The 14,831-nt window shown below is 63.4% G+C and carries 14 protein-coding genes; 5 read left to right on the top strand and 9 right to left on the bottom strand.

What is annotated here, in order from left to right; genetic code table 11:
* The first annotated feature begins 49 nt into the window (after positions 1-49).
* The 4 genes from ACQ4W0_RS14080 to dbpA all read left to right on the top strand — a co-directional run bounded on the left by ACQ4W0_RS14080 (position 50) and on the right by dbpA (position 6,259).
* The gene (locus ACQ4W0_RS14080) at positions 50-2,506 is read left to right on the top strand and encodes a TonB-dependent siderophore receptor (protein WP_436577279.1); all 2,457 of its coding nucleotides are present in this window, start codon (positions 50-52) and stop codon (positions 2,504-2,506) included.
* Between the two features lie 116 nt (positions 2,507-2,622).
* A complete protein-coding gene (locus ACQ4W0_RS14085) occupies positions 2,623-4,287 on the top strand; it encodes an acid phosphatase (RefSeq protein WP_436577280.1) in 1,665 nt (554 codons plus the stop codon).
* A 203-nt stretch (positions 4,288-4,490) separates the two neighbouring features.
* Positions 4,491-4,727: a hypothetical protein gene (locus ACQ4W0_RS14090; RefSeq protein WP_102121041.1), complete on the top strand. Its 237-nt coding sequence runs from the start codon at positions 4,491-4,493 to the stop codon at positions 4,725-4,727.
* 104 nt (positions 4,728-4,831) lie between these two features.
* Positions 4,832-6,259 carry an ATP-dependent RNA helicase DbpA gene (gene dbpA, locus ACQ4W0_RS14095; RefSeq protein WP_071078231.1) on the top strand — a complete coding sequence of 476 codons (1,428 nt, stop codon included), beginning with the start codon at positions 4,832-4,834 and terminating at the stop codon, positions 6,257-6,259.
* Here the strand turns inward: dbpA and ACQ4W0_RS14100 are convergent.
* From ACQ4W0_RS14100 to ACQ4W0_RS14115, 4 genes are all read right to left on the bottom strand, one after another.
* Entirely contained in the window at positions 6,246-6,797 is a 552-nt protein-coding gene (locus ACQ4W0_RS14100; protein ID WP_436577281.1) for a hypothetical protein, read from the bottom strand. The two genes, dbpA and ACQ4W0_RS14100, sit on opposite strands and share 14 nt — an antisense overlap.
* Positions 6,790-7,419 (bottom strand): hypothetical protein, encoded by a 630-nt coding sequence (locus ACQ4W0_RS14105; protein WP_436577282.1) that lies wholly within the window; start codon positions 7,417-7,419, stop codon positions 6,790-6,792. Before ACQ4W0_RS14105 ends, ACQ4W0_RS14100 begins: the two co-directional genes overlap by 8 nt.
* Positions 7,416-8,792 (bottom strand): cysteine--tRNA ligase, encoded by a 1,377-nt coding sequence (cysS, locus tag ACQ4W0_RS14110; RefSeq protein WP_436577283.1) that lies wholly within the window; start codon positions 8,790-8,792, stop codon positions 7,416-7,418. The genes ACQ4W0_RS14105 and cysS overlap by 4 nt, the downstream gene beginning before the upstream one ends.
* Before the next feature lie 238 nt (positions 8,793-9,030).
* Complete coding sequence (locus tag ACQ4W0_RS14115; RefSeq protein ID WP_436577356.1) at positions 9,031-10,182, bottom strand: MFS transporter; 1,152 nt, start codon at positions 10,180-10,182, stop codon at positions 9,031-9,033.
* 231 nt (positions 10,183-10,413) lie between these two features.
* On the opposite strand from ACQ4W0_RS14115, the gene ACQ4W0_RS14120 reads away from it, so the two are divergent.
* On the top strand, positions 10,414-11,244 hold the full coding sequence (locus ACQ4W0_RS14120) for an AraC family transcriptional regulator (protein WP_436577284.1): 831 nt from the start codon (positions 10,414-10,416) through the stop codon (positions 11,242-11,244).
* A gap of 44 nt (positions 11,245-11,288) precedes the next feature.
* Here ACQ4W0_RS14120 and aqpZ read toward each other — a convergent pair whose 3' ends face one another.
* From aqpZ to ACQ4W0_RS14145, 5 genes are all read right to left on the bottom strand, one after another.
* On the bottom strand, positions 11,289-11,978 hold the full coding sequence (aqpZ, locus tag ACQ4W0_RS14125) for an aquaporin Z (protein ID WP_436577285.1): 690 nt from the start codon (positions 11,976-11,978) through the stop codon (positions 11,289-11,291).
* Between the two features lie 225 nt (positions 11,979-12,203).
* On the bottom strand, positions 12,204-12,614 hold the full coding sequence (locus ACQ4W0_RS14130) for a GNAT family N-acetyltransferase (RefSeq protein WP_436577286.1): 411 nt from the start codon (positions 12,612-12,614) through the stop codon (positions 12,204-12,206).
* A complete protein-coding gene (locus tag ACQ4W0_RS14135) occupies positions 12,614-13,072 on the bottom strand; it encodes an Ivy family c-type lysozyme inhibitor (protein WP_436577287.1) in 459 nt (152 codons plus the stop codon). The genes ACQ4W0_RS14130 and ACQ4W0_RS14135 overlap by 1 nt, the downstream gene beginning before the upstream one ends.
* A gap of 65 nt (positions 13,073-13,137) precedes the next feature.
* Entirely contained in the window at positions 13,138-13,548 is a 411-nt protein-coding gene (locus ACQ4W0_RS14140; RefSeq protein WP_436577288.1) for a hypothetical protein, read from the bottom strand.
* Positions 13,549-13,583: 35 nt separating this feature from the next.
* A complete protein-coding gene (locus ACQ4W0_RS14145) occupies positions 13,584-14,726 on the bottom strand; it encodes an amidase family protein (RefSeq protein WP_436577289.1) in 1,143 nt (380 codons plus the stop codon).
* Positions 14,727-14,831: the final 105 nt, after the last annotated feature.

Consider the following 14,831-nt stretch of genomic DNA (forward strand, 5'->3'; position numbering starts at 1 on the left):
GTCCCAAGCTATGTCTTCCAGGTCCCGGTCACGGCCACGCATCAAGCGCATGGCGTATGCCATCCAACTCGTCTTCATCGGTTCGGCCCTGCTGCTGAACGCCCAGGCGCCGGCCCTGGCACAGGAAAGCACGGCAGCGCCAGAGGCCAGCCTCGACTTCCAGGTGCCGGCCGGCGACCTGGCAGCGGCGCTGCGCCAGGTCGCCGGCCAGTCCAGAGTCATCCTCAGCTTCACGCCGGAACAGACGCGCGGCAAAACATCCTCTGGCCTCACGGGCCGCCACGACGTGCTGGCCGCCCTGAACGGCGTACTGCGCGGCACGGGCCTGAAGGCCGAGCGCAGCGCCAACGGCAGCTATGTGCTGCGACCGGCCGATACGGCGGCGGGCGGCGAGGCGCTGTCCATGATGCCAGAAGTGTCGGTCAAGGCGCAGCGGGACGCGACGGAAGGCACTGGCGCGTATGTTTCCACCCTGCCGATCGCCACGGCCACGCCACTGGGCCTGTCGATCCGGGAAACGCCGCAATCGGTCAGCGTCATCACGCAGCAGCGCATGCAGGACCAGGGCTTGAACACGATTGCGCAAGTGATGGCGCAAACGCCGGGCATCACCCTGTTCTCGCTGGGCAGCGAGCGCTCCGGCTTTACCTCGCGCGGCTATGCGATCACCAATTACCAGCTCGACGGCGTCAGCACGCATTCGGAAAACCTGGGCCTCAACGCGATACCGTCGCAAAGCCTGGCCGACATGGCGCTGTACGACCGCATCGAAGTGCTGCGCGGCGCCTCGGGCCTGATGACGGGCGCGGGCGATGCCTCGGGTGCCATCAACATGGTGCGCAAGAAGCCGACGGCGCAGTTCCAGGCGTCCGTCGAGGGCGAACTGGCTTCCCGCAACGAACGGCGCGGCATGGCCGACATTGCCGGCCCGCTCAACGAGGCAGGCACCGTGCGCGGCCGCCTGGTGGCGCTGTACGAAGAAGCCGACAGCATCATCGACAACTACAGCCACGATAAAAAAGTCGTGTATGGCGTAATCGAGGCGGATCTCACGCGCGACACGAAGCTGACGGCCGGCGTCACGCACCAGCGCAAGCGTTCGAAGGGCTCGCTGTCCTACCTGGGCTTCCCCCTCTTTTACAGCAATGGCGTTATGACGCAGTTGCCGCGCTCCTTCAGCCCGGCCGCCACGTCGAACCGCTTCGGCAGCTATTCGACCGACCTCTTCGCCACCCTGGAACACGCGTTGGCAAACGACTGGAAGCTGAAGATCTCGGCCAACCGCGTGCAGTCCTCGCAGGAAGAACGCTCGGCGTTCATGAACGTGAGTAGCGCCTTTCCCGACCAGGTCACGGGCGATGGCCTGCGCATGAGCGCCGACTACCGCGATTACCAGCTCCAGGTCAACAGTGTGGACGTCAACGTGCGCGGACCGTTCAGCGCATTCGGCCGCCAGCACGAACTGGTGCTGGGCATGGACTACAACGAATTTCAAAGCACGACAGATGGCCGCTTCGACAAGAACATCCAGGGCCAGCCCGTCAACCTGTACCGCTGGAATCGCATGGCAACACCCGTGTTTGGCGATACCTTCGTCACCTACGACAGCACGCGCCGCCAGGCGAGCGCGTATGCCGCCACGCGCCTCAATCTTTCAGAGCGCCTGAAACTGATCGCCGGCGCCAAGGTGCTGCGCTACAGCGAGAATTACATCTCGGACGCACCCACCGTGCCATTTTATAGCGCATCCCCGGCATCGGACAGCAGCGTCTTCACGCCGTACGGCGGCCTGGTGTATGACATCGACGCCACGCACAGCGCCTACGCCAGTTACTCCACCATCTACCAGCCGCAAGCCTCGCAAGACCGCTACGGCAAGCTGCTGGCGCCGCGCGAGGGCAAGACTTTTGAAGCGGGCATCAAGAGCGGCTGGTTCGATGGCCGCCTGAACACGGCCGCCGCGCTATATCTGATCCGCCAGAAAAACCTTGCCGAATCGGACCCCGGCCACACCCTGCCCGGCTCCAACGATCCGGCGTTCCGCACCATCAAGGGCGCCGATACCAAGGGCCTCGACCTGGAAGCGACGGGCGCCATCACCACAAGCTGGAACATATCGGCCTCGTGGTCGTACAGCCAGACGGAAAACAATGCCGGCAAGGCGATCCAGACCACCTTCCCGCGCCACCTGGTGAAACTGTGGACCACTTATCGGCTGCCTGGCGAACTGCATCGCCTGACGGTGGGCGGCGGCATGAACTGGCAAAGCCGCGTGTATTCCGACATCGATGCGTGGCAGATCAACAGCACCCTGCACTGGGAACAGAAGGCGTACTCGGTAGCCAGCCTAATGGCGCGCTACGACGTCAACGACAAGCTGTCTGCTACCGTGAACGTAGCCAACCTGTTCGACAAGCAGTACACGGCTTCCGTGTCGGACTGGTGGTACTCGGGCATGTATGGCCCGGCGCGCAAGGTGGCGTTGACCGTGCGGTATCAGTTCTAGGAGCGGCTGAATAGTTCACACCGGCGCAAGGCCGGTGATACAATTTTCCCGCTTCACGGGCGTTGCCGGCCATTGCCGCCAACGCCCGTGCCCATAGAGACACCCAAGGAGAATGTGTGAAGGACCTCGCCCCCGCCCTGCCAGCCGATCCGGCCGACCAACCCGCCAATCCCTCGCGCCGGCGCATTTTCCAGGCCGCGTCCGCAGTCGGCCTGGCCGCCAGCCTGCCGGCGCTGGCCGACGCCGCGCCAGCCAGGAAGACCATCGCCAAAGGTTCGCTCGACGCGAAACTCAAGGCGCACGTCAAGAACGTGGTCGTGATCTACCTGGAAAACCGCAGCTTCAACAACCTGTTTGCCAATTTCCCCGGCACCAGCGCGCCCCTGTCCGCCGTCACGGCAGAACAGGCGCAACAACTGGATCGCGACGGCAAGCCGCTGGCCACCCTGCCAAAGATCTGGGGCGGCCTGGTGCCGAACCAGCAAAATATCGGCGGCATCGATTACCTGATCAAGGAAGAGCAGATTTCCGGCCTGCCCAACGCGCCCTACAAATTAAGCGACGCGGCCGGCAAGCCCCTGCCCGAGAGCATCATCACGCGCGACCTGGTGCACCGCTTCTATAACAACCAGATGCAGATCAACGGCGGCAAGAACGACGGTTTTGCCGCGTGGGCCGACAGCGGCGGCCTGGTGATGGGCCATTACGGCGAAACGTCGAAAAACCTGAACCTGTGGCAGATCGCCGAGCAATACACCTTGTGCGACAACTTCTTCATGGCGGCCTTCGGCGGCTCCTACATGAACCACCAGTTCCTCGTCACGGGGCGCGCCAACGAATATTTCAATGCGGCCAAGACGGCAGCAAAGAAAAAGATCGCCGTGCTGTCCGACGGCCCGCAAGGCGTGCGCCTGGCGATCTCGCCCGAGTGCCCCGCCTCCGCGCTCGATGGCAAGCCGAAGTACGTGAACGACGGCGCCCTCACGCCGGACGGCTATGCCGTCAACACCATGGCGCCGCCGTACCAGCCCAGCTATGTCCGCCCCGCCTTTGACGGCGACCCGCTGCATGCCGACCCGGCCGACGCGAATACCCTGCCGCCGCAAACCTATGACACCATCGGCGACCTGCTGTCGCGCAAGGGCGTCAGCTGGGCGTGGTATGGCGGCGGCTGGCAAGCTGCGCTCGACCAGAAGGGTGGCGGCAGCAAGCCTAACTTCCAGTTCCACCACCAGCCGCTGAACTACTTCAAGCAGTTCGCCCCCGGCACTGCCGCGCGCGCCGAGCACCTGCGCGATGGCGGCACGGGCGACAGCCCGATTTCGAACAAATTCCTCGCCGCCGCCGTGGCAGGCAAGCTGCCGGCCGTGACCTTCTACAAGCCGCAAGGGAACCTGAACCTGCACGCCGGCTACTCGGATATCGAGTCGGGCGACCAGCACGTGGCCAACATCATCCAGCATCTGAAGGAATCGCCGCAGTGGAAAGACATGATCGTGGTGATCACGTTTGACGAAAACGGCGGCTGGTGGGACCACGTGGCACCGCCAAAAGGCGACCGCTGGGGTCCGGGCACGCGCATTCCCGCCATCGTCATCTCGCCGTACGCGAAAAAAGGCGCCGTCGACCACAGTTTCTACGACACGACGTCGATCCTGCGCCTGATCACGCGCCTGCACGACCTGCCGCTGCTCGAAGGCCTGAAAGTGCGCAACGACGCATTCGCGGCGCGCGGCGCGCTGCCGCCGGGCGACTTGACGGGCGCCTTGAGCTTCCGCTAAGCCTCCCACAATGCGGCACGCCTGTGATACACTGCGTGCCGCACTTAAATCCGCAGGTCTGCTTTTCCTGCCGAGGATATTCACAATGAGCCCGACTCCAGTAGCCGGGCTTTTGTTTTGTGGATGAAGTTAAAGCGTATAGACATAGGCGGGGCACGTTGCCCGCCCCTTGGCTTTCGCAGGCCAAGGACAGAGGTTAGCAAATGAGAGATAAAAAAGACAACGCCACCATCGACTTGCCCGGTTTCGGCCAGCTGCCAGCGCACGAAGCACCAGAGCCGGCGCCGGAGCCACAGCGCCGCGCGCGTGCGCGCAAGGTGGCTTTGAAGCAGGTGCAGCTCGAATTGCTGGAGCCGACCGATGCCACGGGCCTGCCCGTGTGGACACGCGACGCCGGCCTCGATCTGACCGGCCTGCCCATCTGGGCGCCTGACAATTAATACACCACGCGGGCGGCCGTTTGCCGCCAGCTTCCACACCACCGCACAAGGGCGTAAGCCTGTAGACTGTGCCCACCCACCCGCTTTTTACCGGCTCCGCCCCTATGAACACCACCACCGCCACCACCAATTCTTTTTCCAGCCTGCCGCTGACGCCCGCCTTCCTGGCCAATCTGGACTCGCTCGGCTACCACGAGATGACCACCATCCAGGCGCAAAGCCTGCCGGCGGTGCTCGATGGCCGCGACCTGATCGCCCAGGCCAAGACGGGCAGCGGCAAGACAGCCGCCTTCGGCATCGGCATCCTGCACAAGCTCAATCCGGCCTGGTTTGCCGTGCAGGGCCTGGTGCTGTGCCCCACGCGCGAACTGGCCGACCAGGTGGCCAATGAATTGCGCCGCCTGGCGCGCGCGGCCGGCAACATCAAGATCCTGACCCTGACGGGCGGCGCGCCGATGCGCCCGCAGATCGCCTCGCTGGAACATGGCGCCCACATCGTCGTCGGCACGCCCGGCCGCATGCGCGACCATCTGGGCCGCGGCACCATCAACCTGAACCACGTGCAAACCTTGGTGCTCGATGAAGCGGACCGCATGACGGACATGGGCTTTTACGAGGAAATCGCCGGCATCGTCAGCGCCTGCCCCGCACGCCGCCAGACCCTGCTGTTCTCGGCCACGTATCCGGAAGACATCCGCCGCGCCACGGCATCGTTCCTCGTCAATCCGCTGGAAGTGACGGTCGAGGCACAGCACGACAACGACAAGATCGAACAGCGTTTCTATGAAATCGGCTTTGACGAACGCAATGGCGCCGTCGGCAAGCTGCTCAAACACTTCAAACCGGAATCCACCCTGGCCTTCTGCAACACCAAGGTGCATTGCCGCGAACTGGCCGAGGAACTGCGCCAGCAAGGCTTTTCCGCGCTGGCCCTGTACGGCGAGCTGGAACAGCGCGAGCGCGATGAAATCCTGGTACTGTTTGCCAATCGCAGCTGCTCCGTGCTGGTCGCCACCGACGTCGCCGCGCGCGGGCTCGATATTTCCGACCTGGGCGCCGTGATCAACGTCGACGTCTCGAAAGACACGGAAGTGCATATCCACCGCATCGGCCGCACGGGCCGCGGCAGCAAGAAGGGCCTGGCCCTGTCGCTGTGCGCGCCAAACGAGAAAAAATGGGTCAAACTGATCGAGCAGTACCAGAACAGCGCCGCCGAATGGCACGACCTGAAAGAACTGGCTGAAGATGACGGGATCGAGGCGCTGCCGGCGCCGATGGTCACCCTGTGCATCATGGGCGGCAAGAAGGACAAGCTGCGTCCGGGCGACTTGCTGGGCGCGCTGACGGGCGATGCGGGCCTGACCAAGGAGCAAGTGGGCAAGATCAACGTTTTCGAGTTCATGACCTACGTGGCACTCGATCGCAAGGTCGCAGAAGCAGCCTTCAAGCGCCTCAACGCCGGTAACTCCTTGGGCCGCGACTTCGGCAACATCAAGGGCCGCAGCTTCAAGATGCGCTTTATCGAGGCGTAAGCGCCTGCAAGGCACGCAGGGCCGCCATGGCCCTGCATCCCGGATAGTCTTCCCATTCGGGAAAGCGCCTGCGGTAGTAGCAGTTCCAGTAGCTGACGGCGCGCCGCTCCAGCGTGGCCACATACGCGGGGTTCTCCCGCAGATAGCGCGCCAGCGCATCCCCATTCCAGGCCCCCAGCACCGCTACGATTCTCTGCACGATCTCCAGCACATACTCGCCGCACAGGTGCACGACGAACGGCACCGTCCACGCCCGCTCCTGCAGCAACAACTGTCTTGAACAGGCTTCGCGCAGATGACCGTCATGATGGCGCGTGCCAAGGCACAGGGCGATCACGCCCGCGTCGCCCGCCAGCCGGGTGCAGGCCAGCAGCTGCTCGCGGTGGTAATAGGTGCGCATGGGAATGCGCAGCAGGCGGCCATCCTGATGCACGTCAAACGGCACCGAAGGTGCGTGCAACTGGCCTGTGGACAGCGCGGGCAGCAGCCCGGCCAGCGTGTCCGCCAATGCTGCCGGAAAGGCGTCGGCTTCAACCATCGCTCCCCTCCTGGCAGACTTTGCGCACGCCCAGCGCAGGCTTATCCATTTTTTCAAAGATCACATTCGAGTACCATTCGGCGGAATCGCCTTCGGTGGGCTTGCCCAGCGAGATATAGTAGCCGCCATACGCAAACAGGGCCGTGGTTTCCTTGCCCGGCCTGGCGGCCTGCAGGAAGGCCGGATAAGCCGCCTTGTCGACCTGGCTAAAATGCGCGGCCAGCAGCGCCAGCAGGCGCGCGTGCGAGTCCGGCGCATACGGGAACAGGTACAGATATTCGACCAGCTCACCGCCATCGACCAGGCGCGTGATGGCCGCCGTCGCGGCATCGACCTCGCCGCCAAAGCGGCACAAAGTGCCGCCGCTGTAGGCGAAATCGATGATGGTCGCCGGCGCGCACGCCTGCCGTTCGCGGTCGATGCCGACGGGCGGCAGCGCGCGCACTTGCGCCAGCAGCGCCTCGCCCGACATGGCCAGGACGGGAAAGCCGGGACACTCGCTGGCCGCCTGCGCGGACGAGAAGGCAAGACAAGAACTCAATAACAGCACGCTACGCTTCACGGCATCTCCCGCGTTCATCAGGCGGACATTATGCCCCGCCGGCTCGCATAAGGCGCTCACAAGGCGCGCGCCTGCTGGCCCTGCGGCGTATCGTCGATGTCATAACCGGCCGCACGCGCCAGTGCGCGCAAACGGTCAGCCTCGGCCCAGCGCCGCCCCATGCGGGCAGCCGCCCTTTCTGCCATCCATGCCTGCACCTGCTGCGGCACGTCCACCTGCGCCGGCTGCCAGTGCAACAAATCCAAGCCCAAGGCCTCGTCGAAGCGCAGCAAGGTCGCTTTTTTGGCGTTATCGGGTATATCACTTTTCAGCAGTTCCCAGGCCACGGCCAGCGCGCGCGGATAATTCAGGTCATCGTTGATGCACGCCGTAAAACGCGCCAGCCACGCGGGATCGGCATCGCCGTCCGCATCACCCAGGCCATGCACGGCCACGCGCAGGCGCGCCAGGCCGCTGGCGGCGGCGCGCAGGGCGTCATCCGTAAAATTGAGGCTGCTGCGGTAATGGGCGCCCAGGCACAGGTAGCGGTAGGCGAGCGGATCGACGCCCTGCTCCAGCAGGCTTTGCAGGCGCAAAAAGTCACCCGTGGATTTCGACATCTTCGCATCCTGCGTCTTGAGGAACGCGCCATGCAGCCAGAAATTGGCCAGGCGCGTGCCGTGGCGTGCCTGCGTTTGCGCGATTTCGTTGCTGTGGTGGACAGCCACGTGGTCTTCGCCGCCGCAATGGATGTCGAAATACGTGCCCAGGTGCTTTTCCGCCATGGCCGAGCATTCGATATGCCAGCCCGGAAAACCCAGGCCCCAGGGGCTGTCCCACTCCATCTGGCGCTGGCCCGGCACGCCGCTGAATTTCCACAGCGCGAAGTCGCAGATATCGCGCTTCTCTCCCAGATCCACCCGCTTGCCCGCCTGCAGGCCATCGCGCTTCAGGCGCGCCAGCTTGCCATAATCGTCCTGGCGCGTGGTGTCGAAATAGATGCCGTCGTCGGTGCGGTAGGTATAGCCCTTGGCCTCCAGGTCGGCGATGAACGCGATCTGTTCCGCGATATGGTCGGTGGCGCGGCACCAGACCGTGGGCGGCAGGATATTGAGCTGGCGCAAATCGTCTTCAAACGCGCGCGTGAATGCGGCGGCGATGTCCCAGGCCGACTCGCCGCTGCGCCGGCTGCGCGCTTCGACCTTGTCGTCGCCGCTGTCCGCATCGGACGTCAAATGGCCCACGTCCGTGATATTCATCACATGGCGCACCTGCAAGCCGTTGAACGCGAGCGCGCGGCGCAAGCCGTCGACGAACAGATAGGTGCGCAGATTGCCGATATGCGCGTAATCGTAGACGGTGGGACCGCAGGCGTACAGGCCAGCCTGGCCCGGAGCGATGGGTTCAAACGGCCGCAGGCTGCGGCTATACGTGTCGTACAAATGGAGTGTCATGCGGGACTTTCATTAGCGCTGCGGAAAAAGAAAATAGCCACAGGTTTTTCAACACTGTGGCCATCGGAATGAGGAGTAAAAAGTTTAACGGCGCCGGGCCGCATCCTCACGAAGCCAGGTACACGGACACAGCGCAGCAGCGGCGCCGGATGCAAGAACTGGAGGGAGGATGAAATTGATCATGCAACAAATATCGCATGCGCGCGGGCGGGCCGTCAAGCCCTCCCGCGACGCTGGCTTATTTTTTCGCCTGCTCGATATGCGGCAGCAGCACCGTCAGGATGCCCAGCAACGGCAGGTAGGAGCAGATTTTATACACATAGGCGATGCCCGACACGTCGGCCAGGTGGCCCATGGCGGCCGCCGCGATGCCGGACACGCCGAACATCAGGCCAAAGAAGATCCCCGCGATCATGCCCACCTTGCCCGGCACCAATTCCTGCGCAAAGACGACGATGGCGGAAAAAGCGGAGGAAATCACGAAACCGATGATGACCGTCAATACGGCCGTCCAGAACAGGTCGACATACGGCAGCAGCAGGGTGAACGGTGCCGCGCCCAGGATGGAAATCCAGATCACGCGCTTGCGGCCGATACGGTCACCGATGGGGCCGCCCATGAAGGTGCCGGCGGCCACGGCGGCGAGAAACAGGAACAGGTACAGCTGCGCTGCGCCGATGGACAGGTGGAACTTGTCGATCAGGTAAAACGTGTAGTAGCTCGACAAGCTGGCCATGTAGATGTACTTCGAGAATACCAGCAGGGCCAGCACGCCCAGCGCACCCATCACCTTGTTGCGCGACAAGTTCGGCCCATGACCGCCCGCTTTCGGCTTGAAGCTGGCCAGGTGGCCGCTGTACCAGTGGCTGACCTTGTACAGCACGCCGATGGCCAGCACGGCCAGCAAACTGAACCAGGCGATATTGCCCTGGCCACGGTTCACGATGACGGCCGCCGCCAGCAGCGGCCCCAGCGCGGAACCCACATTGCCGCCCACCTGGAACAGCGATTGCGCAAAGCCGTAGCGCCCGCCCGAGGCCATGCGCGCCACGCGCGACGCTTCCGGGTGGAAAGTCGAGGAACCGACACCGATCAGGCCCGAGGCGATCAAGAGGGTCGGGAAGGTCGAGACGATGGACAACATCAGCACGCCGGCCAGGGTAAAGCACATGCCGATGGGCAGCAGGAATGGCAGCGGACGGCGGTCCGTGTACAAGCCGATCCAGGGTTGCAGCAACGATGCCGTGCACTGGAACGTCAGGGTTATAAGGCCGACCTGGGTAAAACTGAGTGAAAACTCGGCTTTCAGCATCGGATAAATCGACGGCAATAATGCCTGGATCAGGTCATTGAGCAAATGCACGAAGGCAACGGCGCCCAGGATGTGCATGGCCAGGCCAGATTGTTGTTGTTGGGAACTATGAAGCGAGGGGGCCGCCGGCACGGACTTGGCCAATGCTGGGGCAGGTGTGGTTGTGTGCATGTGTCATCCGCAATAATCGGGCACGGCGGGCGGCCCGGCAAAGAAGCCAGTATAGTATGGTCACTGAACTGATAACTTCCAATAATCGTCGCCCAAGTGACAACCGAGTGACAATTAAGCGACAATCCAACGCCCCACATGTACACCCACCACCCCGCCCAGACCCACCCCGACGGCGTGCCGTTCAGCCGCAGCACCAGCTCGCACGATTACCAGCATGTGCCGCGGCCCGTGACGGCCATGTCCAGGCAATATGCGGCAGGCGACTACACGGCGCCGCACAGCCATGTGCGGGCGCAACTGCTGTATGCGACGGAAGGCGTGATGCGCGTCTCCACCGAACATGGCGTGTGGATCTTGCCACCCCGGCGCGCCCTGCTGATCCCCGTGGGCGTCGTGCATGAAGTCCACATCTTGAGCGAACTGAGCATGCGCACCGTGTACATCGATGCGCAGGTGGCGGCCCCGTATGGGGCAGATTGCAAGGTGCTGGAAGTAAGCCGGCTGCTGCGCGAGCTGATCCTGGCCTTGCTGGCCGAACCGATCGAATATGCGCTGGCGGGGCGTGGCGACTGGCTGGCGCACCTGATCCTGTCGGAACTGACGGCGGCCGATACCGTGCCCATCGCCATACCTTGGCCCCGCGACCGCCGCCTGGTGGCCGTTTGCTCGGCCATCATGAGCGCGCCCGGCAGCCGGCGCAGCATCGAGGAGTGGGCACAGGACGCGGGTGCCAGCGCGCGCACCCTGATCCGTTTATTTCCCAAGGAAACGGGCTTGCACTACCGCCAATGGCTGCAGCAAGTCCACCTGGCCGAGGCATTCTGCCGCCTGGACCGGGGCGAAGGCGTGGCGGCCATCGCCTATGCGCTGGGCTACGCCAGCCCCAGCGCCTTCAGCGCCATGTTCCGCCGCATCCTGGGCCGCACGCCGCAGCACTACCTGAGCGAGTGGCGCGCCGCCGAGTAAACGAAGAAAGCAGCCCGCAGGCTGCTTCTTCTACATGCTCAAACTTACTCTTTTTCGCCCGCAATCAAGCGATAGGCCAGCGCGCCCAGCAAGGCGCCGATGATGGGTGCCAGCCAGAACAACCACAGCTGACTGGTAGCCCAATCGCCCACGTACAGGGCCACGCCCGTGCTGCGGGCCGGGTTGACGGAGGTATTCGTGACGGGGATGCTGATCAGGTGGATCAGGGTCAGCGCCAGGCCGATCGGCAGCGGGGCAAAACCGGACGGGGCGCGCTTGTCGGTGGCGCCCAGGATGACGATCAGGAAGAACATCGTCAGCACGATTTCAATCACCAGCGCCGACAGCATCGAATAGCCGCCCGGCGAATGGGCGCCATAGCCGTTCGAGGCAAAGCCCTTGCTGACATCGAAGCCGGCCTGCCCGCTGGCGATCACGTACAGCACGCCGCCGGCCACGATGGCGCCCAGCACTTGCGCGATGATGTATGGCAACAGTTGATTGGCGGGAAAGCGGCCACCGGCCCACAGGCCGATCGACACGGCAGGATTCAAATGGCAACCCGAGATGTGGCCGATGACGTAGGCCATGGTCAGCACCGTCAGGCCAAACGCCAGCGCCACGCCGGCAAAACCGATGCCAAGACCGGGAAAGGCAGCGGCAAGCACGGCGCTGCCGCAACCGCCCAGCACCAGCCAGAACGTGCCGAGGAACTCGGCTCCATATTGTTTCATGATGTATTCCTTTAAAGTAAAGAGAAAACGTGCCAGGGACGACCGATCGGACCGCTCACCACCATTGCCTGCGCCCGGAGGCGACGGCAAAGCACAGCACCAGCAACGCACCGCTGCGCACGCTGCAGAGCGCGCATAATGACATGACGTCATTATCAATGCAACATTATTGCGTACAATAATGTTAATAGTTCTCTTGACATCAAAAGGTTTTTTGATAATTTTTTACAACACCGGGCGGCGCATGTATTTTTGCGGCGCCTCCAGCGGCGCAAAACCAAAACCCGCATACAGGCCATGCGCATCATCGGTCCCCAGCATCCAGGCGACATCGCGCAAGCGTGCATCGCCGAGCACGGCAGCCACCATCTGCTTGCCATATCCGCGCCCCTGGAAAGCGGGCAGCACGAACACGTCGCGCAGATAGGCAAAATCCGTGTAATCGGTGATGACCCTGGCGAACGCTACTTGCTGACCATCCACATAGCCGCCGAAACACAGCGCGTTGGCGATCCCCTTGCGCACCATTTCAATCGCCACGCCGCGCTTCCAGTACGACTGCTCGCTCAGGTAGCGGTGGATCATGGGCACGTCCAGTTCGTCGCGCTCGCTGGAAATATGCAGTGGCGCGTACATCAGTTCTTGAACAGCAGGTCGGCTTCGGCGATGCTGGGCTCGCCGAAGTACACGGTGCGCAAGCCGCCCTTGGCATCGCTGCCCATATACACGCCCGTCATGCTGCGCTCGACCGGGTCGTACAGGATGGTGTAGTGGTGGCCGCAATTGTGCGGTTCGCAGACACTGCTGAGCAGGCGCGCCTTGCCGTCGATCTCGACGGGCTTGAGCGGGCTGGCAACGCCGTCCGGCACCCAGCGTTGGCGCTTCAGGCCGGCCTTTTTCAAGCCCACATTGAAGGCCTTGCGAAAGGCGTAGTCCGCCTTGTAGACGTCGGGGAAATACGGGCAGGTGTGGCCACCATCGCAGCTTTGCGCTTGCTCAATGAGCGACAGCTTGGGCGTTCGCGCTTGCACCGGCATGGCGGCCAGCGCCACGGCGGCGGCCAGGAACAGGGGGAACAGCAAACGTGCGGACATGCAATCTCCTAAAAACATCGGTTAATGCTGGCAGCATAGCAGAATGCCATGCTTGCACACCGGCATCAGGGAGAGCAGCGGATGCCGACGACCCCGTTGACCTTGCCATCGGGCCAGCCCGTCTCGCGCCAGCGGTAAACGCCGGGCGCGACGATGATCAACTGCCATTCCACCAGCTTGCCAGCGGCATTGAGGCGGGTTTCATTGTCATAGCGCAAAGTCAGACTGCGCTCCGTCTCTGCCACCACGATCGCGGCAAAGCGGTTGGTTTCACCCAGCTTGCTTTTCCAGGTGCGGTCGTTGAAAATCGCCAGCCGCTGATGGTCGTCAGACAACTGCATGCGCGTAAAGTGCCGCGCTTCTTCGCAAACACTACTGGTATTCACGCTGTCGGACCAGCTGCCAGACAGTTGCGCGGCATCAAAAGGAGTCGGGGTGGCGGCCACGGCCGCACTCAGCAGCAAGGTTGCAAGCATAGTTTATCGAAAGAAAGCGAAAAGTATCATCATGGTCAACGCAGCGCCTGCGTGATGCTGGATGGCAATGCGGGCGTGCGCCGGTGCAACGTCGCCTGCTCGTAGGCATATGCCATCGCAATGAGCGGCATTTCGGCGTGGGCAGGGCCGATGAAGGACAAACCGATGGGCAAGCCCTTTACCACGCCGGCCGGCACCGTGATATGGGGCAAGGCGGACTGCGCCTGCGCTACCCCATGGCATGTGGGCCCAACCAGCGCATCGAGCCCATGCGAGCACAGCAACGCTGCGATGCCGCCAGGCTCGGACGCGGGCGGCGGCTCGATCAGTTCCGCCCCCTGTTCGCGCAGCACCAGCAGTGCCTGCTCGATCACGGCATCGGTCCCGGCACACAGGCCGAACAGGTGGCGCGCCACGCCGATGCGGCGCCCCTGCAAACCGGCGGCATCGAACACCATGCCATCGGCCAGGCGCTCGCCGGTCAGGGCGGCGAGCAGCCAGGCCGCCTCGCGCACGCTGGGCGCCATCGGTCCTGCCGTGGCGAACTCGCCGCCCTGCCCGCTGGCAGCCCTGCCCGTGGGCTTGATGGCAACCAGGCCGCACGTTGATGCGGGCGCGACAATGGATCCATCCGCAGCGCTGTCCACGGCCAGGATGGTCAGGCCGGCCCAGCTGGCACTGGCATGCGGCACGCTGACGGCGGCCCACTGGCGCAAATTGCTTTTGCCGATGATGACGGCGCCGGCCGCGCGCAAGCGCGCCGCCACAAAAGAATCGCAGCTGGCATGCGTGGCCAGGGGTGCCTGCGTGCGCGTCTTCATGCGGTCGCCCGTGGCAATATTGTCGCGCAAGACGATGGGGATGCCATGCAAGGGGCCGCGCACCTTGTGCACCTGCCTTTCGCGATCCATTTCCAGGGCAATTTTCAGCGCATCGGGATTGATTTCAATGCCGGGATAAGCACGCGCGCCGATGCTGCACAGGGAACGGATGCGCCCCAGGTACTGCGATGTCAGCGCATGCGAACTGAGTTTGCCTGCCTGCATCATCTGCTGTTGCGGCAAGACGCCCGCATCGAGCAGATGGGCCATGGGGCTGGCGGGCGCCGTGGCACGGGCCAATACGGGACGCGCCACGCCCCGGGACGCGCCATTGCGTAACATCTGACTGCGCTGCATGGTATCTCCAGGAAACTTCAATGTTTCTACCGCAATAATGTTCTAGCCATAGCATAGCAGTCCTTGCAACACAATTGTTGTTGAAGGGAATTATTTTTTAAGCAA

This window comes from Janthinobacterium breve, assembly GCF_051380895.1.
GTDB lineage: Bacteria > Pseudomonadota > Gammaproteobacteria > Burkholderiales > Burkholderiaceae_D > Janthinobacterium.

Coding starts and splice junctions, on each gene's coding strand:
- ACQ4W0_RS14145 (WP_436577289.1), bottom strand. CDS start 14,726: ATGCAGCGCAGTCAGATGTTACGCAATGGCGCGTCCCGGGGCGTGGCG.
- ACQ4W0_RS14140 (WP_436577288.1), bottom strand. CDS start 13,548: ATGCTTGCAACCTTGCTGCTGAGTGCGGCCGTGGCCGCCACCCCGACT.
- ACQ4W0_RS14080 (WP_436577279.1), top strand. CDS start 50: ATGGCGTATGCCATCCAACTCGTCTTCATCGGTTCGGCCCTGCTGCTG.
- ACQ4W0_RS14120 (WP_436577284.1), top strand. CDS start 10,414: ATGTACACCCACCACCCCGCCCAGACCCACCCCGACGGCGTGCCGTTC.
- aqpZ (WP_436577285.1), bottom strand. CDS start 11,978: ATGAAACAATATGGAGCCGAGTTCCTCGGCACGTTCTGGCTGGTGCTG.
- ACQ4W0_RS14115 (WP_436577356.1), bottom strand. CDS start 10,182: ATGCACATCCTGGGCGCCGTTGCCTTCGTGCATTTGCTCAATGACCTG.
- ACQ4W0_RS14090 (WP_102121041.1), top strand. CDS start 4,491: ATGAGAGATAAAAAAGACAACGCCACCATCGACTTGCCCGGTTTCGGC.
- cysS (WP_436577283.1), bottom strand. CDS start 8,792: ATGACACTCCATTTGTACGACACGTATAGCCGCAGCCTGCGGCCGTTT.
- dbpA (WP_071078231.1), top strand. CDS start 4,832: ATGAACACCACCACCGCCACCACCAATTCTTTTTCCAGCCTGCCGCTG.
- ACQ4W0_RS14100 (WP_436577281.1), bottom strand. CDS start 6,797: ATGGTTGAAGCCGACGCCTTTCCGGCAGCATTGGCGGACACGCTGGCC.
- ACQ4W0_RS14135 (WP_436577287.1), bottom strand. CDS start 13,072: ATGTCCGCACGTTTGCTGTTCCCCCTGTTCCTGGCCGCCGCCGTGGCG.
- ACQ4W0_RS14130 (WP_436577286.1), bottom strand. CDS start 12,614: ATGTACGCGCCACTGCATATTTCCAGCGAGCGCGACGAACTGGACGTG.